At 66.1% G+C, this 22,095-nt stretch carries 23 protein-coding genes; 10 read left to right on the top strand and 13 right to left on the bottom strand.

All coding sequences use genetic code 11. From position 1 onward, the window contains the following. Nucleotide 1: 1 nt before the first annotated feature. Together can and ACFPAH_RS17845 are read left to right on the top strand one after the other, a co-directional pair. Nucleotides 2-679, top strand: a complete 678-nt coding sequence (gene can, locus ACFPAH_RS17850) for a carbonate dehydratase (RefSeq protein ID WP_379747985.1) — start codon at nucleotides 2-4, stop codon at nucleotides 677-679. After that, nucleotides 676-1,056, top strand: a complete 381-nt coding sequence (locus ACFPAH_RS17845) for a nucleotide pyrophosphohydrolase (RefSeq protein WP_379747983.1) — start codon at nucleotides 676-678, stop codon at nucleotides 1,054-1,056. The genes can and ACFPAH_RS17845 overlap by 4 nt, the downstream gene beginning before the upstream one ends. A gap of 39 nt (nucleotides 1,057-1,095) precedes the next feature. On the opposite strand, the gene ACFPAH_RS17840 is transcribed toward ACFPAH_RS17845, so the two are convergent. The 4 genes from ACFPAH_RS17840 to ACFPAH_RS17825 all read right to left on the bottom strand — a co-directional run bounded on the left by ACFPAH_RS17840 (nucleotide 1,096) and on the right by ACFPAH_RS17825 (nucleotide 3,904). Then, on the bottom strand, nucleotides 1,096-1,431 hold the full coding sequence (locus ACFPAH_RS17840) for a hypothetical protein (RefSeq protein WP_379747981.1): 336 nt from the start codon (nucleotides 1,429-1,431) through the stop codon (nucleotides 1,096-1,098). Next, nucleotides 1,431-2,885: an NAD-dependent succinate-semialdehyde dehydrogenase gene (locus ACFPAH_RS17835; RefSeq protein ID WP_379747979.1), complete on the bottom strand. Its 1,455-nt coding sequence runs from the start codon at nucleotides 2,883-2,885 to the stop codon at nucleotides 1,431-1,433. The genes ACFPAH_RS17840 and ACFPAH_RS17835 overlap by 1 nt, the downstream gene beginning before the upstream one ends. 80 nt (nucleotides 2,886-2,965) lie before the next feature. Continuing rightward, the gene (gene uraH / locus ACFPAH_RS17830) at nucleotides 2,966-3,385 is read right to left on the bottom strand and encodes a hydroxyisourate hydrolase (protein ID WP_379747977.1); all 420 of its coding nucleotides are present in this window, start codon (nucleotides 3,383-3,385) and stop codon (nucleotides 2,966-2,968) included. A 24-nt stretch (nucleotides 3,386-3,409) separates the two neighbouring features. Beyond that, nucleotides 3,410-3,904 (bottom strand): GlcG/HbpS family heme-binding protein, encoded by a 495-nt coding sequence (locus ACFPAH_RS17825; RefSeq protein ID WP_379747975.1) that lies wholly within the window; start codon nucleotides 3,902-3,904, stop codon nucleotides 3,410-3,412. Between the two features lie 118 nt (nucleotides 3,905-4,022). On the opposite strand from ACFPAH_RS17825, the gene ACFPAH_RS17820 reads away from it, so the two are divergent. From ACFPAH_RS17820 to ACFPAH_RS17800, 5 genes are all read left to right on the top strand, one after another. Continuing rightward, nucleotides 4,023-4,736, top strand: a complete 714-nt coding sequence (locus tag ACFPAH_RS17820) for a heavy metal response regulator transcription factor (protein WP_379747973.1) — start codon at nucleotides 4,023-4,025, stop codon at nucleotides 4,734-4,736. Next, a complete protein-coding gene (locus tag ACFPAH_RS17815) occupies nucleotides 4,733-6,109 on the top strand; it encodes a heavy metal sensor histidine kinase (protein WP_379747971.1) in 1,377 nt (458 codons plus the stop codon). The genes ACFPAH_RS17820 and ACFPAH_RS17815 overlap by 4 nt, the downstream gene beginning before the upstream one ends. Before the next feature lie 234 nt (nucleotides 6,110-6,343). Further along, the gene (locus tag ACFPAH_RS17810; protein ID WP_379747969.1) at nucleotides 6,344-7,102 is read left to right on the top strand and encodes a gamma-glutamyl-gamma-aminobutyrate hydrolase family protein; all 759 of its coding nucleotides are present in this window, start codon (nucleotides 6,344-6,346) and stop codon (nucleotides 7,100-7,102) included. A 122-nt stretch (nucleotides 7,103-7,224) separates the two neighbouring features. Then, nucleotides 7,225-8,595, top strand: coding sequence for a glutamine synthetase family protein (locus tag ACFPAH_RS17805; protein WP_379747967.1), 1,371 nt, complete (start codon nucleotides 7,225-7,227; stop codon nucleotides 8,593-8,595). Between the two features lie 49 nt (nucleotides 8,596-8,644). Then, a complete protein-coding gene (locus tag ACFPAH_RS17800; RefSeq protein WP_379747965.1) occupies nucleotides 8,645-10,093 on the top strand; it encodes an aspartate aminotransferase family protein in 1,449 nt (482 codons plus the stop codon). A gap of 193 nt (nucleotides 10,094-10,286) precedes the next feature. Here ACFPAH_RS17800 and ACFPAH_RS17795 read toward each other — a convergent pair whose 3' ends face one another. Continuing rightward, nucleotides 10,287-11,747: a sodium:solute symporter family protein gene (locus ACFPAH_RS17795; RefSeq protein ID WP_379748173.1), complete on the bottom strand. Its 1,461-nt coding sequence runs from the start codon at nucleotides 11,745-11,747 to the stop codon at nucleotides 10,287-10,289. A 132-nt stretch (nucleotides 11,748-11,879) separates the two neighbouring features. Between ACFPAH_RS17795 and ACFPAH_RS17790 the strand changes: the two genes are divergently transcribed. Then, the gene (locus tag ACFPAH_RS17790) at nucleotides 11,880-13,367 is read left to right on the top strand and encodes an aldehyde dehydrogenase (RefSeq protein ID WP_379747963.1); all 1,488 of its coding nucleotides are present in this window, start codon (nucleotides 11,880-11,882) and stop codon (nucleotides 13,365-13,367) included. A gap of 69 nt (nucleotides 13,368-13,436) precedes the next feature. Here ACFPAH_RS17790 and ACFPAH_RS17785 read toward each other — a convergent pair whose 3' ends face one another. Beyond that, entirely contained in the window at nucleotides 13,437-13,919 is a 483-nt protein-coding gene (locus tag ACFPAH_RS17785) for a DUF3060 domain-containing protein (RefSeq protein WP_379747961.1), read from the bottom strand. 227 nt (nucleotides 13,920-14,146) lie between these two features. Here ACFPAH_RS17785 and ACFPAH_RS17780 point away from each other — a divergent pair, with 227 nt between their 5' ends. Continuing rightward, the gene (locus tag ACFPAH_RS17780; RefSeq protein ID WP_379747959.1) at nucleotides 14,147-15,484 is read left to right on the top strand and encodes a glutamine synthetase family protein; all 1,338 of its coding nucleotides are present in this window, start codon (nucleotides 14,147-14,149) and stop codon (nucleotides 15,482-15,484) included. 128 nt (nucleotides 15,485-15,612) lie between these two features. Here the strand turns inward: ACFPAH_RS17780 and thpR are convergent, their stop codons facing one another. The 7 genes from thpR to hda all read right to left on the bottom strand — a co-directional run bounded on the left by thpR (nucleotide 15,613) and on the right by hda (nucleotide 20,684). Continuing rightward, nucleotides 15,613-16,137: an RNA 2',3'-cyclic phosphodiesterase gene (gene thpR / locus ACFPAH_RS17775; RefSeq protein WP_379747957.1), complete on the bottom strand. Its 525-nt coding sequence runs from the start codon at nucleotides 16,135-16,137 to the stop codon at nucleotides 15,613-15,615. A gap of 12 nt (nucleotides 16,138-16,149) precedes the next feature. Beyond that, nucleotides 16,150-17,019 (bottom strand): 3-methyl-2-oxobutanoate hydroxymethyltransferase, encoded by an 870-nt coding sequence (gene panB / locus ACFPAH_RS17770; protein ID WP_379747955.1) that lies wholly within the window; start codon nucleotides 17,017-17,019, stop codon nucleotides 16,150-16,152. 77 nt (nucleotides 17,020-17,096) lie between these two features. After that, the gene (locus tag ACFPAH_RS17765) at nucleotides 17,097-17,444 is read right to left on the bottom strand and encodes a DMT family protein (protein WP_379747953.1); all 348 of its coding nucleotides are present in this window, start codon (nucleotides 17,442-17,444) and stop codon (nucleotides 17,097-17,099) included. A gap of 1 nt (nucleotide 17,445) precedes the next feature. Next, nucleotides 17,446-17,931 (bottom strand): 2-amino-4-hydroxy-6-hydroxymethyldihydropteridine diphosphokinase, encoded by a 486-nt coding sequence (folK, locus tag ACFPAH_RS17760; protein ID WP_379747951.1) that lies wholly within the window; start codon nucleotides 17,929-17,931, stop codon nucleotides 17,446-17,448. Beyond that, on the bottom strand, nucleotides 17,928-19,328 hold the full coding sequence (gene pcnB / locus ACFPAH_RS17755; RefSeq protein WP_379747949.1) for a polynucleotide adenylyltransferase PcnB: 1,401 nt from the start codon (nucleotides 19,326-19,328) through the stop codon (nucleotides 17,928-17,930). Before pcnB ends, folK begins: the two co-directional genes overlap by 4 nt. Next, nucleotides 19,321-19,992, bottom strand: a complete 672-nt coding sequence (locus ACFPAH_RS17750; RefSeq protein WP_379747947.1) for an HAD family hydrolase — start codon at nucleotides 19,990-19,992, stop codon at nucleotides 19,321-19,323. Before ACFPAH_RS17750 ends, pcnB begins: the two co-directional genes overlap by 8 nt. Further along, nucleotides 19,989-20,684, bottom strand: a complete 696-nt coding sequence (gene hda / locus ACFPAH_RS17745) for a DnaA regulatory inactivator Hda (protein WP_379747945.1) — start codon at nucleotides 20,682-20,684, stop codon at nucleotides 19,989-19,991. Before hda ends, ACFPAH_RS17750 begins: the two co-directional genes overlap by 4 nt. 316 nt (nucleotides 20,685-21,000) lie before the next feature. On the opposite strand from hda, the gene purM reads away from it, so the two are divergent. Beyond that, the gene (gene purM, locus ACFPAH_RS17740; protein WP_379747942.1) at nucleotides 21,001-22,044 is read left to right on the top strand and encodes a phosphoribosylformylglycinamidine cyclo-ligase; all 1,044 of its coding nucleotides are present in this window, start codon (nucleotides 21,001-21,003) and stop codon (nucleotides 22,042-22,044) included. Nucleotides 22,045-22,095 lie beyond the last annotated feature (51 nt).

Here is a 22,095-nt window from a genome sequence, read left to right as displayed (position 1 = left end):
CATGGCAAAAACACCGACCGGCCTGACCGCAGCCGATCTCTTTCAACGCAACCGCGAATGGGCGGCCTCGATGGTCGAAGAGGATCCTAATTTCTTCAAAGATCTCGCTTCCCAGCAAGCCCCGGAATACCTGTGGATCGGCTGTTCGGACAGCCGCGTGCCCGCCAACGAGCTGGTCGGTATGGCGCCGGGCGAGCTGTTTGTCCACCGCAATATCGCCAACGTGGTCGTGCACTCGGACTTGAACTGCCTTTCCGTGATGCAGTTCGCGGTCGACGTCCTGAAGGTCAAGCACATCATCATCTGCGGCCATTATGGCTGCGGCGGCGTGCAAGCGGCGCTGACCAATACCCGCGTCGGACTGGCCGACAACTGGCTGGGCCACGTGCGCGACGTGCGCGACAAGCACGGCAAATACCTGGGCAACGTGGCAGGCCAGGCCGCGACGAACCGCCTCGTGGAACTCAACGTGGCCGAGCAGGTCATCAATGTCGCCCACACGACGGTCGTACGCGATGCCTGGGAGCGCGGCCAGCCGCTGACCATCCACAGCTGGGTCTACGGCGTGCACGACGGCCGGCTGCGCGACCTCGGCATCACGGTCAGCAGCTTCGAGGAAATCGCGCCGAAACTCGCGGTCGTGCTCGAAGCCTACGGCGACAAGGGCGCCGGCCAGTGAACGCTGACGGCGTGAGCGAAAACGGCGACCTGGCACGGCTGCGCGCCATCGTCCGCCAGTTCGTGGACGAACGCGACTGGGACCAGTTCCACACCCCGAAGAATTTGTCGGCGGCGCTGGCGGTCGAGGCGGCGGAATTGCTGGAACACTTCCAGTGGCTGCAGACCGGCCGCGCCGATGAACTCGGCGCGGACAAGCTGGCGCAGGTGCGCCACGAGATGGCGGACGTGCTGGTCTACCTGGTGCGCCTGGCCGACAAGCTCGACGTCGACCTGCTGGCGGCGGTCGAGGAAAAGATGGTGCTCAACCGCGCCAAGTACCCGGCCGACAAGGTGAGGGGCGACGCGCGCAAGTATCACGAGTACAAGGACGCCTGAGCGGCCCGGTGCACGGTAGGGTGGGCACGAGTGCCCACCCTACGTAAAACCCAGCGCGGCATCCGCGTTGGCCACGCCAAGAATTTCCATCAGCTTCTCGAGTTCGATACGCAGCTGCTGCCTTGCCGCCGGTTCCGCGACCCCAAGCGAATCGAGCGTCTTCCGGCACTGCGTCAGCACCCAGAACCGGGTCGGATGCGCCTCGACTCCCGCCAGCAGGCGCTCGGCCAGCCCGTCGATTGCCGCCCTCAGCCGCGCAGCGTCCGGGCCGGATACGTTTTTCTGCGCCGTTCGGTAGGCCCGCAAGCCCTCCAGCACGCGCGGCACAATGAACAGCGGGGCATCGACGATCGGTGCCAGCGGATCTCCCGCCATCAGATCCCGCCCATGCAGATGTATTTGATGACGAGATAATCGTCGATCCCGTAGCGGGAACCTTCGCGTCCCAGGCCCGACTGTTTCACGCCGCCGAAGGGCGCCACTTCCGTCGAAATCAGGCCGGTGTTGACGCCCACCATCCCGGTTTCGATCTGCTCGGCCACGCGCCAGACGCGGCCGATGTCGCGCGAGTAGAAATACGAGGCGAGGCCGAACTCGGTGTCGTTGGCCAGCGCGATCACTTCGTCTTCGGTCTGGAAACGGAACAGGGGTGCCAGCGGACCGAAGGTTTCCTCGCGCGCGATGGCCATGCCGGCCGTCACGTCGGCCAGCACGGTCGGCTGGAAGAAGCTGTGGCCGAGTGCGTGGCGCTTGCCGCCGAGCAGCAGGCGCGCGCCTTTCGACAGCGCATCCTCGATGTGCTGCTCGACCTTGGCCACGGCCTTTTCTTCGATCAGCGGGCCCTGGTTGACGCCGGGCTCGACGCCGTTGCCGACTTTGAGCTTCTCGACGGCGGCCACCAGTTTTTGCGCGAATTCCTCGTAGATGCCGTCCTGCACATAGATGCGGTTGGCGCAGACGCAGGTCTGGCCCATGTTGCGGTATTTGGAGGCCATCGCCCCTTCGACCGCGGCGTCGACGTCGGCATCGTCGAACACGATGAAGGAGGCGTTGCCGCCCAGTTCCAGCGACAGCTTCTTGATCGTTGGCGCGCATTGCTCCATCAGCAGGCGGCCGACGGCGGTCGAGCCCGTAAAGCTGAGCTTGCGCACGAGCGGGTTGCCTGTCATTTCGCCGCCGATGGCTTTCGAGTCGCCGGTGACGACGGAAAACACGCCTCGCGGCACGCCCGCGCGCTCGGCCAGCACGGCCAGGGCCAGCGCGGAAAATGGCGTCAGCTCGGCGGGTTTCAGGACGATCGGGCAGCCGGCGGCGAGCGCCGGCGCGACCTTGCGGGTGATCATCGCGGCCGGGAAGTTCCAGGGCGTGATCGCGGCGCACACGCCGATCGGTTCCCTGGTGACGACGATGCGGCGGTCCGGCCACGGGGACTGCAGGGTGTCGCCGGCCACGCGCTTGGCTTCCTCGCCGAACCACTCGAAGAACGCCGCCGCATAGGCGACTTCGCCCTTCGATTCGGTCAGCGGCTTGCCCTGTTCGGCCGTCATCAGGAGCGCCAGGTCGTCGGCGTTTTCCAGCATCAGGTCGTTCCACTTGCGCAGGATCAGGCTGCGCTCGCGCGCCGTCTTCTTGCGCCAGGCCGGCCAGGCCGCGCTGGCGGCTTCGATGGCGCGCCGCGTCTCCTGCGCGCCCATGTGCGGCACGCTGCCCAGCTTGTCGCCGGTGGCCGGGTTGATCACGTCGACGCTGGCGCCGTCCTGGCCGTCGCACCATTGTCCGTCGATGTAGGCCTGCTGGCGCAGCAGGCTGGGGTCTTTCAGGTTCAGCATCGCATCCTCGTCATGTCCGTCGTATGCCAACGGACATGCTAGACCTTTTTCGGAATGCGCCGCGCCCCTCAGTTGCCCCCTCAGTTGCCTCGGTAGGTCGAGTAGCCGTAAGGGCTCAGCAGCAGCGGGATGTGGTAGTGCTGGGTCGTGTTCTCGATCTTGAACTCGACCGGAATCTGCTCGAAGAAGGTCGGCTGGCGCAGCTTGGCATAGTGGTCGCCGGTCTTGAACACGACCCGGTAGGCACCGGCGGCAAGTGGCTTGCCGGCAGGGTAGAGCGCGCGTATGCGGCCCTGGGCGTCGGTGACGGCGCTGCCGAGCGCGCGCCATTGCGGGCCGTCGCGCTGCTCGAGCGTGACTGCCACGCCCGCGGTCGGCTGGCCACTTTGCAGGTCGAGGATGTGGACGCTGAGCGGATTGTCGGCCGGGGCGGCGGCGCTGGCGGCCAGGCAGGTGGCGGCCAGGGTGAGGGCAAGCAGGGAGCGGGTGATGGTTTTCATGGGATGGTTCCTTTTGTGAATAAATCAGTTGGTGCGCGCTGGCGCGAAGTCGGGATTGGTGGCGATCGCCGCCAGGGCGCAGGCATGGTCGTTGGTCGCGCCGCCGCCACCGGCGACGCCGATCGCGCCGACGACTTCGCCCTGAGCGCGCAGCGGCACGCCGCCGCCGAGCAGCAGCAGTTCGGGCAGCGTGGACAAGTTGCGGGCGTCCGGGTTGGCGGCGGCATTCCGGGCCAGCTCGAGCGTCGCGCTGCGGGTCGACAGCGCCGTATAGGCCTTGCGACGGCTTGCCTCGGTATTGTGGGGACCGACGCCGTCGGCGCGCTGGACGGCCACCAGGTTGCCGCCGCGGTCGACGACCGAGACGACGATGGCGCGGCCTTGCGCGCGGCAGGCGGCAATCGCGGCGCCGGCCAGGCCATTGGCCGCCTCGAGCGAGAGGTCGGCGCTGCGCGGCAGGGCAGCGAAGGCCGGTTGCGCCAGCAGGAGGGCGCACAGGGCGAGGGTGCTGCGGGTCATGGTCTTCCTTCGGTAACGGTGAGCCGCCAGTCTAGGATGCCGATCCCGACGCCAGCCTGACGCGCAGATGACAATCCTGTCATGTTGGGCGCCGCCCGCCCGGCTTAGAATGGGCGCCATGCACATCCTCATCATCGAAGACGAGCCGAAGACCGGCGACTACCTGCAGCGCGGCCTGCGCGAGTGCGGGTTCACGGCCAGCCTGGCGCGCAACGGCCGCGACGGGCTGCACCTGGCCAGCGAGGAAGAGGTCGACCTGGTGGTGCTCGACGTGATGCTGCCGCGCATGGACGGCTGGGAGGTGCTGGCGGCCCTGCGCGCCCGCCACGAGACGGCCCAGTTGCCGGTGCTGTTCCTGACCGCCCGCGACGAGGTACAAGACCGCGTAAAAGGACTCGAACTGGGCGCCGACGATTACCTTGTGAAACCCTTCGCCTTTGTCGAACTGGTGGCGCGCATCCGCACCCTGCTGCGCCGTGGCCGGGTGCGCGAGGACGAGGTGCTGCGCATCGGCGACATGGAGATCGACGTCATCGGCCGCAAGGTGCGGCGCCAGGGGCGGCCGGTGCTGCTGACGGCCCAGGAATTCAACCTGCTGCACCTGCTGGCGAGGAGGGAAGGGCAGGTGCTGCCCCGTTCGCTGATCGCCTCCCAGGTATGGGACATGAACTTCGACAGCGATACCAACGTCATCGACGCCGCCGTGCGCCGCCTGCGCCGCAAGCTCGACGATCCCTTCGAGCAAAAGCTGATCCATACCCGGCGCGGCATGGGCTATGTGTGCGAGGCCGTGCCCGAGGCGGCGCAGGATCCGCGGGAGCCGCAGGCGTGAAACAGTCGCTGACCCTGCGCGTGAGCCTGGCCTTCGTGCTGATCGTCGCCCTCAGCGCGGCCGGCCTGGGCTGGTACCTGTACCACTCCTTCACCGAGGAGATCGTGCGCCGCGACGACACCGCCTTGCTCGGCAAACTGCGGCAAGTGCAGCAACTGCTCGGCAGCCCGGGCGCAGCGGGGCTGGTGCATGAGCGGCCGCAATATTTTCGGGACACCATGAGCGGGCAGGAAAATTCCCTGGTGCGGATCAGCGATGCCGGCGGCCAGGTGCTGCTCGACATCAATGCGCTGGGCGAACGCTATCCGCTGCCGCGTGCCGCGCCGGCGCCCTCGCGTGCGAGCATCGTCGCCTGGACCAGCAGCGCCGGCTATCCCGCGCAGGTGGTCTCGGGCAGCGCGCGCCTGGGTGGCGAGCGTCCGGTGCAGGTCACGGTGGCGCGCGTGTACGCCGACCGCAGCGCCATGTTCGAGCGTTACCGGCGCCAGATCGTGCTGGCCTGCACCCTGAGCGCGCTGCTGGCCGGCTTGCTGGCGGCCATGATGCTGGCGCGCGGCCTGCGTCCGTTGCGGGCGATCGCCGCGCATGCGGCGCTGGTGCGCCCCGGCCGGCTCGACCGCCAGATCGACGGCGCCGACGTGCCGCGCGAACTGCAGCCCCTGATCGCGGCCCTGAACGCCATGCTGGCGCGCCTGCACGACGGCTACACGCGGCTGTCGGGCTTTTCGGCCGACCTCGCGCACGAACTGCGCACGCCCCTGAACAACCTGCTGGGCCAGACCCAGGTGGCGCTGGCCCAGCCCCGAAGCCCGCGCGAAGTCGAAGACCTGCTGGTCTCGAACGTGGAGGAACTCGAACGCCTGTCGGGGATGGTCGACAGCATGCTGTTCCTGGCCCGGGCGCAGCAGGAAGACGTGGTGCCGGTGCGCACCACGCTGGCGGTCGGGGACGAGTTCGCGCGCATGGCGGAGTTCTTCGAGGGCATGGCCGAGGAGCGCGACTTGACCCTCGAGTATGCGGCGGCGGGCGAGGTGCGGGCCGACGCCCAGTTGCTGCGCCGCGCGCTGGCCAACCTGTTGTCGAATGCGATCCGTCACGCGTACCCGGGCAGCGTGGTGAAGCTGGCGGCTGCGGCGCGCGGGGAATGGATCGAACTGGCGGTCACCAACGAGGGCGAGGCGATCGCCGCGCGTGACCTGCCGCACCTGTTCGAGCGCTTCTACCGCGCCGATACCGCGCGCAGCGAGGGCGCCCGTTCGACCGGCCTCGGGCTCTCGATCGTGAGTGCGATCATGCACTTGCACGGCGGGCGCGCCGAGCTGCGTCCCGGGGCCGGCCGCAATACCTTCGTGCTGCTGTTCCCGGCCGCCTGAGAACGCGTTCTGCGCCGGGCAGGACAGTAGCCGGGCCGTTGCCCAACGGTTTCGTGTTGGCACCCTTCCTCAGTTGCCGTTAAGCTTTTGTTACGAAATCAAGGATGCAGTAGCAGATCGAGGCTAGGCATGCGCGCCACCTGCGCGTTGTTTGATCTGGATTAATGGCCCCTCGCGCTCGGACCAGATTGCTCGTATGATGGTCTTCAGTGCGCCCACGACAAGGTATTGACTATGCGCCCCATCGTAATCGTTCCGGCATGCACGCGTGACTTTGGCGAACACCCGTATCACGCGGCCCAGCACAAGTATGTCGACGCCATCGTCCTTGGCGCCGACTGCGCTCCCATGATCCTGCCTTCGCTGGGCAAGGATCTCGACCTGGAAACGATGCTGCAGCTCTGCGATGGGATCATGCTCACCGGCTCGGCATCGAACGTCCATCCCAGCTATTACTCCGAAGAAGTGCTCGACCCCTCGCTGCCGCAAGATCCGGCGCGCGACGAGACCACGCTGCCGCTGATCCGGGCGGCGGTCGGGCGCGGCATTCCGATCATTGCGATCTGCCGCGGTTTCCAGGAAATGAACGTGGCCCTCGGCGGCTCGCTGCACCAGGCGGTGCAATTGGTGGAAGGCAAGTTCGACCACCGCGAAAACCCCGAACTCGGCATGGACGAGCAGTACGGCGACGCCCACAAGGTCAGGCTGACCCCGGGCGGCATCCTGCACGGGATCGTGGGTGCCGACGAAATTCCCGTCAATTCGCTGCACGGACAGGGCGTCAACGAAATGGCGCCCGGCCTGGTGGTCGAGGCGGTCGCCGAGGACGGCCTGGTCGAGGCCTTCTCGGTCGGCGCCGCGCCCGGCTTCACGCTCGCGGTGCAATGGCACCCGGAGTGGCGCATCACGCAGAACCCGTATTCGATGAAGATGTTCGGCGCCTTCGGCCAGGCCTGCCGCGACTACCGTGCCAAAAAACTGGGGCTCACATGACCGCCTGTAAGCAAGACGTTTGCTGCGGTGCGGCCGGCGCCGTCCCGTAGCTGCCTCGATCCCTCCCGCATAAGCTGCAGGCGTCGTTGCGCCTGCGAAGATGAAACCAGACTGAGGCAATCATGGCAATCCGCGAGAATTTTTCTTATACCGACATGGACGAGTGGCTCAATGCCAAGCGCGTCACCGAAATCGAATGCCTGGTGCCGGACCTGACCGGCGTGGCGAGAGGCAAGATCCTGCCCCGCATCAAATTTACCGAAGAGCGGGGCATGCGCCTGCCTGAAGCCGTGCTCGGCATGACCGTCACCGGCAACTCCCCGATCGGCGACGACGCCTATGACCGGGCCATTTCCAGCACCGACCGCGACATGATCCTGAAGGCCGACCCGACCACCATCACGATGGTGCCGTGGGCGGTCGACCCGACCGCGCAGGTGATCCACGACTGTTACTTTGCCGACGGCACGCTGGTCGACTTCGCCCCGCGCTCGGTATTGCGCCGCGTCCTGAAACTGTACCGCGAGAAGGGCTGGAAGCCGCTGGTTGCGCCCGAGCTCGAGTTTTACTTGACCGCGAAAAACATCGACCCCGACCTGCCGCTGGCCGCCCCGATCGGCCGCAGCGGCCGCGCCGAGACCAGCCGCCAGGTCTACAGCATCGATGCCGTCAACGAATTCGACCCGCTGTTCGAGGACATCTACGATTATTGCGACCTGATGAACCTCGACGTCGACACCCTGATCCACGAGATCGGCGCCGGCCAGATGGAAATCAACTTCCAGCACGGCGACCCGCTGGGCCTGGCCGACAAGGTGTTTTATTTCAAGCGCACGCTGCGCGAAGCGGCCTTGAAACACGACATGTACGCCACCTTCATGGCGAAACCGATGGCCGGCGAGCCGGGCTCGGCGATGCACGTGCACCAGAGCGTGGTCGATGCCGAAACCGGGCGCAACATCTTCAGCAATGCCGAGGGCGGCGAATCGCCGCTGTTCCGCCAGTACATCGGCGGGCTGCAACGCTACATGCCGTCGGCGATGGCGATCGTCGCCCCTTACGTCAATTCCTACCGCCGCATCGTGCGCAACACGGCCGCGCCGATCAACCTGCAGTGGGGCGTCGACAACCGCACCGTGGGCTTCCGGGTGCCGGTATCGGGCGCCCAGGACCGGCGCATCGAGAACCGCATCATCGGCGCCGACGCCAATCCCTATCTCGCGCTGGCCGTGACGCTGGCCTGCGGCTACCTCGGCATGGTCGATGCGCTGGAGCCGACCCAGATCGTCGAGGGCAGCGCCTACAAGATGCCGGTCGCATTGCCGCAGGGCCTGCCGGAAGCGCTGCACCACCTGCGCGGCGAGGCGCGCCTGCGCGAAGTGCTGGGCGACCGTTTTATCGATGTGTATTCCGCGATCAAGGAACTCGAGCACCAGGAGTTCATGACCGTCATCAGTCCATGGGAGCGCGAACACCTGTTACTGCACGTTTAAAAGTTTCAACTCCAAAACCAGGGTTTCATAACTAAAACGAGGTGCCATCATGGCAACCGACGATACGGCGGTGCTAGCCGCCAGCTTGACCTCCGCGCGCGTGCCGAATGTGGAAACGTTCGACACCCGTGCCCTGCAACAACTCGATTCCGCCCACTTCCTGCACCCGTTCACCGACCACGCCGCCCTCAGAGACAAGGGCGCGCGCGTGATCGTGCGCGGGCAGGGCGTCCACCTGTGGGACTCGGACGGGCACCAGCTCATCGATGGCATGTCGGGGCTGTGGTGCGTGAATGTCGGCTATGGGCGCACCTCGATCTCCGACGCCGTCTACCGGCAAATGGAAACGCTGCCCTTCTATAACAGTTTTTTTAACACGACTAACGTCCCGGCCTTGCGCCTGGCGGCCGAACTGGTGGCGCTGGCGCCGGCCCGGTTCAGCCACGTGTTCTTCACCGGTTCCGGCTCGGAAGCGAACGACACGGTCGTGCGCATGGTGCGGCGCTTCTGGGACATCCTGGGCCAGCCCGAGCGCCAGGTCGTCATCAGCCGCCAGAACGCCTATCACGGCAGCACGATGGCCGGGGCCTCGCTGGGCGGGATGGCGGGCATGCACGCCCAGGGCGGCCTGCCGATCCCCGGCATCCGCCACATCGGCCAGCCGAACCATGCCGAGTCCGGCCACGGCATGAGCGAGGACGCATTCGGGCTGCTTGCGGCCGGCTGGCTGGAACAGGAAATTCTCGCCATTGGGGCGGACAAGGTCGCGGCCTTCATCGGCGAGCCGGTGCAGGGCGCGGGCGGCGTCATCATCCCGCCCGCGACCTACTGGCCGGAAGTGCAGCGCATCTGCGACAAGTACGGCATCCTGCTGGTGGCCGACGAAGTCATCTGCGGCTTCGGGCGCCTCGGCACCTGGTTCGGCTCCGAGCTGATGGGGTTCACGCCCGACCTGATCAGCTTTGCCAAGGGCGTCACCTCCGGCTATGTGCCGCTCGGCGGCGTCCTGATCGGCAAGCGGGTGGCGCATGCGCTGGTCGAGCAGGGCGGCGACTTCAACCACGGCTTTACCTATTCCGGCCACCCGGTCGCCTGTGCGGCGGCGCTGGAAAACCTGCGCATCCTGCGCGAAGAGCGCCTGGTCGAACAGGTGGCGCTGGAAACCGGGCCGTACCTGAAGGCGGCGTTCGAGCGGCTGGCGACGCACCCGCTGGTCGGACATGCCGAAACTTGCGGCATGGTGGCGGGGCTGACATTGGTCAAGGTCAAGGGTGCAAGCGCGCACGACTGCGTCCCCTTCGAGCGCGCGCTGCAGGTCGGGATGCTGTGCCGCGGGCACATGTTCGAGCAGGGCGTCATCATGCGCGCCGTGGGCGACCGGATGATCGTGGCGCCGCCGCTGGTGATGACGAAGGAAGAGATCGACGCGATGGCCGCGCGGATCTGGACTTGTTTGGATTTAACGCTGGCCGATGTGCGTAGCCGGGGGTGGGTGTGACGTAGGGTGGGCGGCTCTACCCTGGTGCCTGCATTTACGCGACACTGGCGCCGCCCACGCGTTCAACCGCCATGTGATCTACCGCGAATGATCGACCGTGCGTTGAACGCGTGGGCGGCATCGGACGCCGCGGATCGGCAAACGTTCGGGTGGAGCCGCCCACCCTACGCCCCTCGCTCGCAGATCAACCGAATCAGGCACTGGCCGGGATCGACTTCGACGGCTCGGTCCGGTTCTTGAGCACCTGCGGCGCCAGCGAACCGGCGAACATGCCGGCAAACGCGGCCAGCAGGCCGGCCAGCTGGCCGGGGAAGGCTTCGCCCAGGTTCGACACCTGCGGGAAGAACAGGATCCAGACGAACAGCCCGGCACCGATCGAGAAGATTGCGCCTTGCGTGGTGGCGCGCTTCCAGTACAGGCCCATCACCAGCGGCACGAAGGCGCCGACCAGGGTGACCTGGTAGGCCGAGGACACCAGTTCGTAGATCGAGGTGCCTTCCATCATGATCGCGTAGGCCAGCACCAGGGCGGCAAAGACGACGATGGTCACGCGCATCGCGAACAGTTGCTGACGGTCGGACATGCCGGGACGCAGGTTTTTCAAGATGTTTTCCGTAAAGCTGGTCGACGGCGCCAGCAGCGTGGCCGACGAGGTGCTCTTGATCGCCGAGAGCAGGGCGCCGAAGAACAGGATCTGCATGATGAGCGGCATCTTGGTCATCACGAAGGTCGGCAGCAGCTGCTGGTAGTCGTTCTTGGCGATCGCCATCGCGTTCTCTCCCATCACGACGACGGCGGCGGCGACGATGAACATCGGCACGAAGGCGAACAGGATGTAGCTGGCGCCGCCGACGACGGCGCCGGTGCGCGCGGTCGGCGCGTCCTTGGCCGACATCACGCGCTGGAACACGTCCTGCTGCGGAATGCTGCCGAACATCATGGTCACGGCCGCACCGATGAAAAAGGCGATCTCGGTGAAGGTCGGTTCCGGCCAGACGCGCCACAGGTCGGCGCTGCTCGCCATGTCGAGCACGCGGCCGGCGCCGCCGGCCAGGTCGGCGGCGAAGAAGGCGATGATCGACATGCCGATCACCAGCACGATCATCTGGATGAAGTCGGTCAGCGCAACGGCCAGGAAGCCGCCCACCACCACATAGATCAGCACGGCAAGGGTGCCGATCACCATGCCCGTGGCCGGCGACATCGCGCCGCCGGTCAGCACCGAGAACACCAGGCCGAGCGCCGTGATCTGGGCCGCGACCCAGCCGAGGTAGCTGAGGATGATCGCGACCGAGCAAAAGATTTCGATGCCCTTGCCGTAGCGCTCGCGATAGTAGTCGCCGATGGTGAGCAGGTTCAGCTTGTAGAGCTTGGTGGCGAAGAACAGGCCGACCAGGATCAGGCAGGTGCCGGCGCCGAACGGGTCTTCGATGATGGCGTTCAGGCCGCCCTGCACGAACTTGGCCGGCACGCCCATCACCGTCTCGGCGCCGAACCAGGTGGCAAATGTGGTGGTAATCACCATGATCAGCGGCAGGCTGCGCCCTGCCACGGCGAAGTCGCTGGTATTCTTGATACGCGAGCCCGCCCAAACCCCCAGCGCCAGCGTGCCCAGCAGATAGAGCACGACACAGGTAATCAAGGTGTAGTTCATCATGGTGACGGCGGCTCCGGGGTAAATAATTATCGGGCGGAAAATCGGCGATTATAGCGGCAGAAGTTGGCCGCAGGATGCAGTTTGCGCCGTTTTTCGTGGGGTTTTCTTCACTTTGGGAGGAACGCTGGCATGCCAACAACAACCTGGCACGAACGTGCCGCCGAACTGTCCATCGACGGACGCGCCTTGATCGATGGCGAACGCCGCGACGCGCGCGCCCAGGCGCGCTTCGACTGCCTGTCTCCGGTCGACGGGCGCAAGCTGGCCGAGGTCGCGCGCTGCGACGGGCTCGATGTCGATGCGGCGGTGGCCGCCGCGCGCGCCGCCTTCGAGGACCGGCGCTGGGCGGGCAAGGCGCCGGCCGAGCGCAAGAAGGTCCTGGTCCGCATGGCCGACCTGATGTTGCAGCACCGCGACGAGCTGGCGCTGCTCGAAACCCTCGACATGGGTAAGCCGATCCGCTACAGCCGCAGCGTCGACGTCCAGCTGGCGCAGAACTGCATTCGCTGGTACGGCGAAGCGATCGACAAGCTCTACGACCAGGTCGCACCGACCGCCGACGATAGCCTGGCCTTGATCACGCGCGAGCCGGTCGGCGTGGTGGCGGCGATCATCCCCTGGAACTACCCGATGCTGATGGCCGCCTGGAAGATTGGCCCGGCGTTAGCAAGCGGCAACAGCCTGGTGCTGAAGCCCTCGGAAAAAGCGCCCTTGAGCGCGCTGCGCCTGGCCGAACTGGCGCTGGAAGCCGGCGTGCCGCCCGGCGTGTTCAACGTGGTGCCCGGCTACGGCGAGGAAGCCGGACGCGCGCTCGGGCTGCACATGGACGTCGACTGCATCGCGTTTACCGGCTCCACGCGCACCGGCAAGCAGATCGTGCAGATGGCCGGGCAGTCGAACCTGAAACGCGCCTGGACCGAACTGGGCGGCAAATCGGCCAACATCGTCTGCGCCGATTGCCCCGACCTCGATGCGGCCGTGCGGGCCGCGATCGGCTCGATTTATTTTAACCAGGGAGAGAGCTGCAACGCGCCCTCGCGCCTGTTCGTGGAAAGCACGATCAAGGACGCCTTCCTCGACAAGGCCCTGAGCATGATCCCGCAGTTCGCGCCGGGCGACCCGCTCGACGAGGCGACCGTGATGGGCGCCATCGTCGACCCGGCCCAGATGAAAACCGTGCTCGGCTACATCGAATCGGGCAAGCAGGAGGGGGCACGCCTGCTGGCCGGCGGCGCGGCGGCGCGCGTCGAGTCGGGCGGCCTGTACGTCGAGCCGACCCTGTTCGACGGCGTCGACGCCACGATGCGCATTGCCCGCGAGGAAATCTTCGGGCCGGTGCTGTCGGTGCTGTCGTTTACCGACCTGGACGAGGCCGTGCGCCAGGCGAATGCCACCCCTTATGGCCTGGCGGCGGCCGTGTGGACGGCGGATGTCACAAAGGCGATCCGCACGGCGCGCGCCCTGCGTGCCGGCACCGTGCACGTGAACCAGTACGACAACGACGACATCACGGTGCCCTTCGGCGGCTATAAACAGTCGGGCAACGGCCGCGACAAGTCGTTGCATGCGTTCGATAAGTACACGGAACTGAAAACGACCTGGATCCAGGTCGGATAGGCGGCAACAAAGGAAAGGGCGGGAACGCGCCGGTGCGTTGCCCGCCCGTCCATGTTGCGCGAACGATGCTTACGGCTTGTAATACTTGACGGCACTCATCGCCGCGCCGGCCCCTTCCAGCTTGATCGGCGAGCCTTCAGGCAAATAGAAGGTATTGGCCGAGCCGGTGACGGTAACGGTCACCGGGACGGCACTTGGGCGGAAGACGATCGTGTTGTTCGCCCCGGAAACCGTGACGGTTCCGCCGGCCTGGGCTGCCGCTACCCAGATGCGGTTGAGGTTGCCGCTCACGGTCAGGTCGGTGGCGCCGCTGAAGGTAATCGGATAATCGCTACCCGAGGTGCCGACCGTCATGCGGTTGGCGTTGAAGTTAATACCCGGCGCTGCAGGAGGCGCTTCCAGCACGACCGCTGGCGTCGTCGCGGCCGGCGCCGGGGCGGCGGCATGTGCCGGAGCCGCAGCCGCCGGTGCCGAGGCACCGCTCGCTCCGCCGCCACCGCCACAGGCGGTCAGCAGGCTGGCGACGAGCACACACATGAGAGGTTTGTTCATGATCGGTACGGGGTTGGTGAAGGAAATTGAATCGTAGCAACTTCGTTTTCACCAAAAAGCTGCTCTTCTTGTTAGATGATCTGTAACAAGCACGATGCGGCACGCGAGAGACAGTTGCGCAGACCGGGCATCCTTGGTGGCGCCACCGCCGCTAAGGCCAGTCAAGCCTGCCCCTCGGTCTCCGCCACCGTGCTACATTCACCGGTCCGTCCCGGCCGGAGAGTGAGATGAACGATGCGATGCGCACCTTTCTGCGCGACCACAACATTCACGAAGTCGAGTGCGTCATCGCCGACATGACCGGCATCGCGCGCGGCAAGATCCTGCCCAAGGACCTGTTCCTCGACGGCGGCGACATGCGCCTGCCGAAGAGCGTGCTATTAAATACCGTGAATGGCGAGCAGCCGGACAACCTGCCGTATGTCGGCGCCACCGATCCCGACATGGTCTGCGTGCCCGATCCGGCGACGATCCGCGTCGTGCCCTGGGCTTCGGAGGCGGTGGCGCTGGTCATCCACGATTGCGAGAAGTTCGACGGCAGCCCGGTCGAGCTGGCGCCGCGTTCGGTCCTGCGCCGCGTGCTGGGCCTGTACGCGCAGCGCGGCTGGAAACCGGTGGTCGCGCCGGAGATGGAGTTTTACCTGGTGGCACGCAACGTCGACCCGCATGTGCCCCTGATGCCGCCGCTGGGCCGCACCGGCAAGATCGAGCTGGGCCGCCAGTCCTATTCGATCGACGCCGTCAACGATTTCGACCCTTTTTTTCTTGAGCTGTCGAGCTTCTGTAAAACCCATGAGCTGGGCGTGGAAACCCTGATCCACGAAGCCGGCGCCGGCCAGATGGAGATCAATTTCGCCCACGGCGACGCGCTCGAACTGGCCGACCGCGCCTTCCTGTTCAAGCGCGCCGTGCGCGAGACGGCGCTGCGCCATGGCATCTTCGCCACCTTCATGGCCAAGCCCATGGAAACCGAACCGGGCAGCGCGATGCACGTGCACCAGAGCGTCGTCGATACCGCGACCGGCCGCAACATTTTTACGGCGTCCGATGGCGGACCGAGCCGGCTGTTCTTCCACTTCATCGGGGGACTCGAGAAATACGTGCCGCCGGCACTGCTGATGTTCGCGCCCCACGTGAATTCCTACCGGCGCCTGTCGCGCTTCCAGTCGGCGCCGACCAATGTGCGCTGGGGCTACGACAACCGCACCTGCGGCATCCGCGTGCCGAACTCCTCGCCGGCCAACCGGCGCGTCGAGAACCGGGTGCCCGGCGTCGACGTGAATCCCTACCTGGCCATGGCCGCCACCCTCAGTTGCGGCTACCTCGGCATGGTCGAAGGGGTGACGCCGTCCGCGCCCACGCTCGAGAGCGCCGAGCACATCCATGACGGCCTGCCGCGCAACCTGGAAGACGCGATCCTGCGCATGCGCCAGTGCGCGCCGCTATCGGACATGCTGGGCGCGCTGTTCGTGCAGGCATTCTGCGAAGTGAAGGAACTCGAGTTTGCGACCTTCAGCCGCGTGATCAGCTCGTGGGAGCGCGAGCATTTGATGTTGCTGGTGTAGGGTAGGCTTGGTCATTGAAGCCCCGGCTTCAATGACCCCACGCGCTTCACGGGCGACGCAATGTCTGCTGCGGCGTCCGGTTTGACATATCGATTTTCCGCCGTGATACCGCGTGGGCGGAGCCCACCCTACGAAAAACGCTGGAGCACGGTATAGCCGCCATTGTCCGGCGTCGACTGCACCAGCGCATAGCCGTCGACGTCCCAGACCAGCTTTTCGGATTCAGGCGGGACGACGGCATGCTTGGCGCGCCGCGCCAGGGTGACGTGGGGGCGGAAGGGGCGCGCTTCCGGCGTCAGTCCGAGCGCGACCAGCGCATCCGACAAATCCGCATGCAGTTGCAGCAGTGCGGGCGGCTCGGCATGCGGTTCGAGCACGGCGATGCCGTGCGGCCAGAGCGTCGGGATGCCGAGCGAGAGGGAAAAGGGGGTAAATGGCAGCGCCAGGCCCGCTTGCAGTGCGGGCAGCCGTTCGGTCGGGATGGCGCCCAGGAAATGCAGCGTCAGGTGCAGCTTGGCGGCGTGGACCGGGCTGGCGCCGCGCGGCCAGGTCCAGCAATCGCGCCGCGCGCGCAGCGCGTGGCGGATCGCCGGATCGGGCCAGAGGGCGATAAACAGGCGCGCCGTGGAAGCACTACCGGGAACGCTGCTCATCGCCGTCTCCCTTTAAAAGCAGTGTTCCTGGGCCGGGAAACTGCCGTCCTTCACGCCGTCGACATAGGCGCGCACGGCGCCCTCGATGCTGGTTTGCCCCTCCATGAAGTTGCGCACGAATTTCGCCTTGTGGCCTGGGAAGACGCCCAGCATGTCGTGCATCACCAGCACCTGGCCCGAGCAGTCGGGGCCGGCGCCGATGCCGATCGTCGGCACGGCCAGCAGTTCCGTCGTTTCCTTGCCCAGCCGGGCCGGCACGGCTTCGAGCAGCACGATGGCCGCGCCCGCGGCCTGCAGCGCCAGGGCATCGCTTTTCAGGCGCTCGGCGCCTGCTTCGGTTTTACCCTGCACCTTGAAGCCGCCGAGCTGGTGCACGAATTGCGGGGTCAGGCCGATGTGGGCGCAGACCGGGATGCCGCGCTCGGTCAGGAAGGCGACGGTCTCGGCGACCCAGGCGCCGCCTTCGATCTTGACCATCTGGGCGCCGGCGCGCATCAGCGCGGCTGCGCTCTCGAAGGCCATTTCCTTGGTGGCGTAGCTGCCGAAGGGAAGGTCGGTCACCAGCAGGGCATTCTTGTTGCCGCGTGCGACAGACGCCGTGTGGTAGACCATGTCGCCCAGCGTCACCGGCAGGGTCGAGGAATGGCCGGCGCAGACCATGCCGAGCGAATCGCCGACCAGCAGCATGTCGACCCCGCAGCGGTCCATCAGGGACGCGAAGCTGGCGTCATAGCAGGTCAACATGGTGATCCTGTTGCCGGCGGCGCGCATCGCATGCAGCGCGGGAATGGTCACGGCCTTGGCCGCGGCCTTGGGTGCCGGCTGGACAGGCGCAGGGGGCTCGCCGCCCGTCATTTCCTTGCCCTGCAAATAAGCGGTCATGGTGCTCCTTTGAAAACGAGTTAAATCGATCGCGTAGTGTAATGCGGCCACAAAAATCGTGCCGAAACGACTATTTTTTAGCTACGGAAGATGAAGTAGACGGCGCCGACCAGGCACAGCGCCGCCCACACATAGTCCAGCTTGAACGGCTGGTTCATATACAACATCGCGAACGGCACGAACACCGTCAGCGTGATGGCTTCCTGCATGATCTTCAGTTGGGCCAGGCTGTACTGGGTGGCGCCGATGCGGTTTGCCGGCACTTGCAGCAGGTATTCGAACAGGGCGATGCCCCAGCTCACCAGCGCGGCGACATACCAGGCGCGCGAATGCATGTTCTTCAGGTGCCCGTACCAGGCGAAGGTCATGAACACGTTCGACAGCACGAGCAGGCCCGCGGTCTGGACAAAAACGGGGATCTGCATGTCAGTCGAGGCGGGCGATGGCCTGATCGGCGACGGCCGGCAGGAAGCCGGCGGCAGGGCCCAGGCCGGGAATCACGGCGCCGGGCGCGATTTCGAGCAGGGGCGCCAGCACGAAGGCGCGCTCGTGCATGCGCGGATGCGGCACCACCAGCTCAGGGGTATCGATCGTTGCATCGCAAGATTCAGCGCCGTACAGCAGCAGGTCGAGGTCGAGCGTGCGAGGGGCGTTGCGGTAGGGACGCTCGCGGCCATGCTGGAGTTCGATCGCCTGCAGCAGTCCCAGCAAGGCGTGGGCGTCCAGGCTGGTATCGAGCCGGGCCACGGCGTTGATGTAGTCGTCGCCCGAGGAGTCGATCGGCGCCGTGCGCCACAGGCTGGAACTGGCCGTCAGCCGGCAGCCGGGCTGCGCGGCCATCAGGGCCAGGGCGTCGCGCACGTTCGCGCGCGCATCGCCCAGGTTGGCGCCGATGCCGACGAAGGCGATCATTCCTCGCCTGGACCCTGGCTCGCGGCAGCGCTCGACGGTGCCGCGGCCACGCCGGCCGTGCCTTCGCCAGCGCGGTTGCGCGGTGCGCGGCGCGGCGGACGCTTCTTCTTTTCGCCGCTGGCCGGGCGCGCGTTGGCCTGGGTCACCAGGCGCTCGCGCTCGCCCGCTTCGGCGTCGTAGAAGGCGGTCCACCATTCGCCGATCTCGTTGTCGAGTTCGCCCGAGGCGCAGCGCAGCAGCAGGAAATCGTAGCCGGCGCGGAAGCGCGGGTTTTCCAGCAACTTGTACGGCGCACGCCCGGTGCGGCGCTCGAAGCGCGGCTGCATGGCCCAGATGTCGCGCATGTCGGTGGCGATGCGGCGCTGCAGGGCCAGGTTCTCGGTCTGGGTGTCGAGCACGGCGTCGGCGGCCAGGTGCAGGGCCGGGATCGGCGCTTCGCCGGCGGCCCGGTAGGCCGTCCACTTTTCGAGCACCTGGTGCCACAGTAGCGAGGCGAACAGGAAGCCGGGCGACACCCCCTTGCCGGCCTTGACACGCGCATCCGTGGATTCCAGGGCCAGGGTGACGAACTTCATGCCGATTGGCTGTTCCAGCACCACGTCGAGCAGCGGCAGCAGGCCGTGGTGCAGGCCGGCCGAGCGCAGTTCTTTCAAACAAGCCAGGGCGTGGCCCGACAGCAGCAGTTTCAGCATCTCGTCGAACACGCGCGCGGCCGGCACGTTGTCGATCAGCGGCGCCATCACGGGGATCGGCGCACGGGTGGCCGGTTCGATGGTAAAGCCCAGCTTGGCGGCGAAGCGCACCACGCGCAGCATGCGCACCGGGTCTTCGCGGTAGCGCGCTTCCGGCATGCCGATGATGCGCAGGGTCTTTTCGCGGATGTCGGCGATGCCGCCATGGTAGTCCAGCACGGTCTGGGTGGCGGGATCGTAGTACATCGCGTTGATGGTGAAGTCGCGCCGCGCCGCATCTTCGTGCTGCGGTCCGAAATTGTTGTCGCGCAGGACGCGGCCATGCTCGTCCTTGGGCGCGTTGTTGCTGCCGTTGCCGCGGAAGGTCGTCACCTCCAGCAGTTCCTGGCCGAACATCACGTGCACGATCTGGAAGCGGCGGCCGATAATGAAGGCGCGCCGGAACAGCTTTTTCACTTGCTCCGGCGTCGCATCGGTGGCGATGTCGAAGTCTTTCGGTTTCACGCCCAGCAGCAGGTCGCGCACGGCGCCGCCGACAACAAACGCCTTGAAGCCGGCGTCCTGCAGGGTCTGGGTCAGGCGGATGGCGTTCGGCGACACCAGTTTCGGGTCGATGCCGTGTTCTGCCTGGCCGAGGATGTTCGGTTCGCTCGGGTTGCGCTCGTCTTTCACGCCAAGGATTTTACGAATGAATTTTTTAATCATTGAAGAGATGGAGTAAAGGCCAGCCTTGGGCGTGTGCGTGGTTGGCGAGCGCGGCGCTCGGGTTGGTCGCGACCGGATGGGAGACGCTAGAGAGCAGCGGGATGTCGTTGTGCGAATCGCTGTAGAAATAACTGCGCTCGAAGCTGTCGAATGGCAGGCCCAGTTCGTCCAGCCAGGCGTGCATGTGCACCACCTTGCCCGGGCCCGAGGTCGGCGTGCCGTCCAGCCTGCCGGTGAGGCGGCCGTCGGCATCGTATTCCGGTTTCGCCGCGATCAAGTGCTCGACGCCGAAGATGCGGGCGATCGGCGCGGTGAGGTACTGGTTGGTGGCGGTGATGATGGCCACCAGGTCGCCCGCGTCCTGGTGGCGCTCGACCAGCGCGCGCGCCTGCGGGCGGATTGCCGGCTCGATGACTTCCATCATGTAGCGCTCGTAGAGGGCGTCGAGCCGGTCCGGCGAATAACTGGCCAGGGTGGACAGGGCGAATTCGAGGTATTCGACCGGGTCGAGCACGCCGGCCTGGTACTGGGCGAAAAATTCCTCGTTGCGGCGCTGGTAGCTGGCGGCGTCGATTGCGCCGATGCGCACCAGGAACTGGCCCCACTCGTAATCGGAGTCGATCGGCAACAGCGTGTGGTCGAGGTCAAAGAGGGCGAGATTCATGGTTTGGTTTCTGACTGCGTGGATTCCGACTGCGGGTGCGCCAACAGCAGGTCGCGCAGCAGCGGCAGCGTGACCGGGCGTTGGGTTTCGAGCGAATACTGGTCGAGGGCGTCGAGCATGGTCGCGAGCGAGCGCATGTCGCGCTTGAAATGCGACAGCAGGTAGGGTAGCACGCTGGCCGACAGGGTCAGGCCGCGGGCCTCGGCCGCCTGGGTCAGCGCGGCGATCTTCTGGTCGTCCGACAGGCCGTGGATCAGGTAGATCAAACCCCATCCCATGCGGGTTCGCAGGTCTTCGCGCACCGGCAGCACCGCCGGCGGCACCGGGCCGGTCGAGACCATGTAGGCGCCGTGCTCGCGGATTTGATTGAACAAGGCAAAGGCGTCGATCTGGGCCGCGGCCGACAGGCGGTCGCAGTCGTCGAGCAGGTACAGGGTGGTGTCGGGCGAAAACACGAAGTCGGCGCCCGGCGCGTCGGCGCCGATGTAGCGCGAATGCGGGGTCGCGGCCAGGGCTTGCAGCAGGTGGGTCTTGCCGGCGCCGGTGTCGCCCCACAGGTAGGCGAAATGCTCGCGCGATGCACGCTGCGCGAACTGGTGCATCAGGTGCGCCAGTTCGGCATTTTCCCCGACCTGGAAGGTATCGAGGCTGTGCGCCGGGTCGGCGCCTAAGTCGAGCACCAGCTGTTTCATCGCGTCGGGGTCATCCTGGAGTGGTCATACATGGGGTACGCATGCGGCATTATAGGAGCTGCCGGGCTGACAATGGAAACGCATGCACCCGGCGCGCCGATGACCGGGCCGGACCCGTCGCTGCCAGTGCCTCCGGAAGCGCCGGCGCGATGCACGGCGGTAGGGGCTCCGGATGGCGGGAATGAGGGCATGTTTTTGTTGTTGTCTCGGATAAGCGGGTTGGGGCCGGGCCGTTTTGCTAGAATAGCGAATTGACCAGAATCAGCGATGAATCCGGTCCACGCCTTCTATTTTACCGCCTCCGCTGCCAAATACCATGAGCCAACCATCTAATGTTTCTCTCTCCTATCGCGACGCAGGTGTCGACATCGACGCCGGCGATGCCCTGGTCGAAGCGATCAAGCCGTTTGCCAAGCGCACCATGCGTGAAGGCGTGCTCGGCGGTATCGGCGGTTTCGGCGGGCTGTTCGAGATCAGCAAGAAGTTCAAGGAGCCGGTGCTGGTCTCCGGCACCGACGGCGTCGGCACCAAGCTGAAGCTGGCCTTTGAACTGAATCGCCACGACACGGTCGGCATCGACCTGGTCGCGATGAGCGTCAACGACATCCTGGTGCAGGGCGCGGAACCCCTGTTCTTCCTCGATTACTTTGCCTGCGGCAAGCTCGACGTGGCGACCGCCACCGCGGTGGTCAAGGGCATCGCCCAGGGCTGCGAGCAATCCGGCTGCGCGCTGCTCGGCGGCGAAACCGCCGAAATGCCGGGCATGTACCCGGATGGCGAATACGACCTGGCCGGCTTCGCCGTCGGCGCCGTCGAAAAGTCGCAGATCATCGACGGCAGCAAGATCGTCCCGGGCGACGTCGTGCTGGGCCTGGCTTCGTCGGGCATCCACTCGAACGGCTATTCGCTGGTGCGCAAGATCATCGATGTGGCCAAACCGGACCTGGAAGCCGATTTCCACGGACGCAAGCTGTCGGATGTCCTGATGGCGCCGACCCGCCTCTACGTGAAACCGCTGCTGGCGCTGATGGCGGCGATGGAAGTCAAGGGCCTGGTCCACATCACCGGCGGCGGCCTGGTCGAAAACATCCCGCGCGTGCTGCAGGATAATCTGACGGCAGTGCTCGACAGTAAATCGTGGACCATGCCGCCGCTGTTCCAGTGGCTGCAGCAGCACGGCGGCGTGGCCGATTCCGAGATGCACCGCGTGTTCAACTGCGGCATCGGCATGACGGTCATCGTATCAAGCGAGAACGCCGACGCGGCCATGGCCCAGCTTGCCGCTGCCGGCGAGACCGTCTATCGGATCGGCGAAATCCGCGCCCGCGAAGAGGGACAGGCGCAGACCGTCGTGCTGTAAAAAACACGCCGTTCGTTCAAGGTAAACAGGCCGCTCCCGGTATCCGGAGCG

The organism is Massilia sp. GCM10023247 (assembly GCF_042653325.1).
Classification (GTDB): Bacteria; Pseudomonadota; Gammaproteobacteria; order Burkholderiales; family Burkholderiaceae_D; genus Telluria.
Note: the sequence above shows the minus strand (reverse complement) of the source record. Positions and strands in the feature narration are given on the sequence as shown.

Coding starts and splice junctions, on each gene's coding strand:
- can (WP_379747985.1), top strand. CDS start 2: ATGGCAAAAACACCGACCGGCCTGACCGCAGCCGATCTCTTTCAACGC.
- ACFPAH_RS17840 (WP_379747981.1), bottom strand. CDS start 1,431: ATGGCGGGAGATCCGCTGGCACCGATCGTCGATGCCCCGCTGTTCATT.
- ACFPAH_RS17835 (WP_379747979.1), bottom strand. CDS start 2,885: ATGCTGAACCTGAAAGACCCCAGCCTGCTGCGCCAGCAGGCCTACATC.
- uraH (WP_379747977.1), bottom strand. CDS start 3,385: ATGAAAACCATCACCCGCTCCCTGCTTGCCCTCACCCTGGCCGCCACC.
- ACFPAH_RS17825 (WP_379747975.1), bottom strand. CDS start 3,904: ATGACCCGCAGCACCCTCGCCCTGTGCGCCCTCCTGCTGGCGCAACCG.
- ACFPAH_RS17820 (WP_379747973.1), top strand. CDS start 4,023: ATGCACATCCTCATCATCGAAGACGAGCCGAAGACCGGCGACTACCTG.
- ACFPAH_RS17810 (WP_379747969.1), top strand. CDS start 6,344: ATGCGCCCCATCGTAATCGTTCCGGCATGCACGCGTGACTTTGGCGAA.
- ACFPAH_RS17805 (WP_379747967.1), top strand. CDS start 7,225: ATGGCAATCCGCGAGAATTTTTCTTATACCGACATGGACGAGTGGCTC.
- ACFPAH_RS17800 (WP_379747965.1), top strand. CDS start 8,645: ATGGCAACCGACGATACGGCGGTGCTAGCCGCCAGCTTGACCTCCGCG.
- ACFPAH_RS17795 (WP_379748173.1), bottom strand. CDS start 11,747: ATGAACTACACCTTGATTACCTGTGTCGTGCTCTATCTGCTGGGCACG.
- ACFPAH_RS17790 (WP_379747963.1), top strand. CDS start 11,880: ATGCCAACAACAACCTGGCACGAACGTGCCGCCGAACTGTCCATCGAC.
- ACFPAH_RS17785 (WP_379747961.1), bottom strand. CDS start 13,919: ATGAACAAACCTCTCATGTGTGTGCTCGTCGCCAGCCTGCTGACCGCC.
- ACFPAH_RS17780 (WP_379747959.1), top strand. CDS start 14,147: ATGAACGATGCGATGCGCACCTTTCTGCGCGACCACAACATTCACGAA.
- thpR (WP_379747957.1), bottom strand. CDS start 16,137: ATGAGCAGCGTTCCCGGTAGTGCTTCCACGGCGCGCCTGTTTATCGCC.
- panB (WP_379747955.1), bottom strand. CDS start 17,019: ATGACCGCTTATTTGCAGGGCAAGGAAATGACGGGCGGCGAGCCCCCT.
- ACFPAH_RS17765 (WP_379747953.1), bottom strand. CDS start 17,444: ATGCAGATCCCCGTTTTTGTCCAGACCGCGGGCCTGCTCGTGCTGTCG.
- folK (WP_379747951.1), bottom strand. CDS start 17,931: ATGATCGCCTTCGTCGGCATCGGCGCCAACCTGGGCGATGCGCGCGCG.
- pcnB (WP_379747949.1), bottom strand. CDS start 19,328: ATGATTAAAAAATTCATTCGTAAAATCCTTGGCGTGAAAGACGAGCGC.
- ACFPAH_RS17750 (WP_379747947.1), bottom strand. CDS start 19,992: ATGAATCTCGCCCTCTTTGACCTCGACCACACGCTGTTGCCGATCGAC.
- hda (WP_379747945.1), bottom strand. CDS start 20,684: ATGAAACAGCTGGTGCTCGACTTAGGCGCCGACCCGGCGCACAGCCTC.
- purM (WP_379747942.1), top strand. CDS start 21,001: ATGAGCCAACCATCTAATGTTTCTCTCTCCTATCGCGACGCAGGTGTC.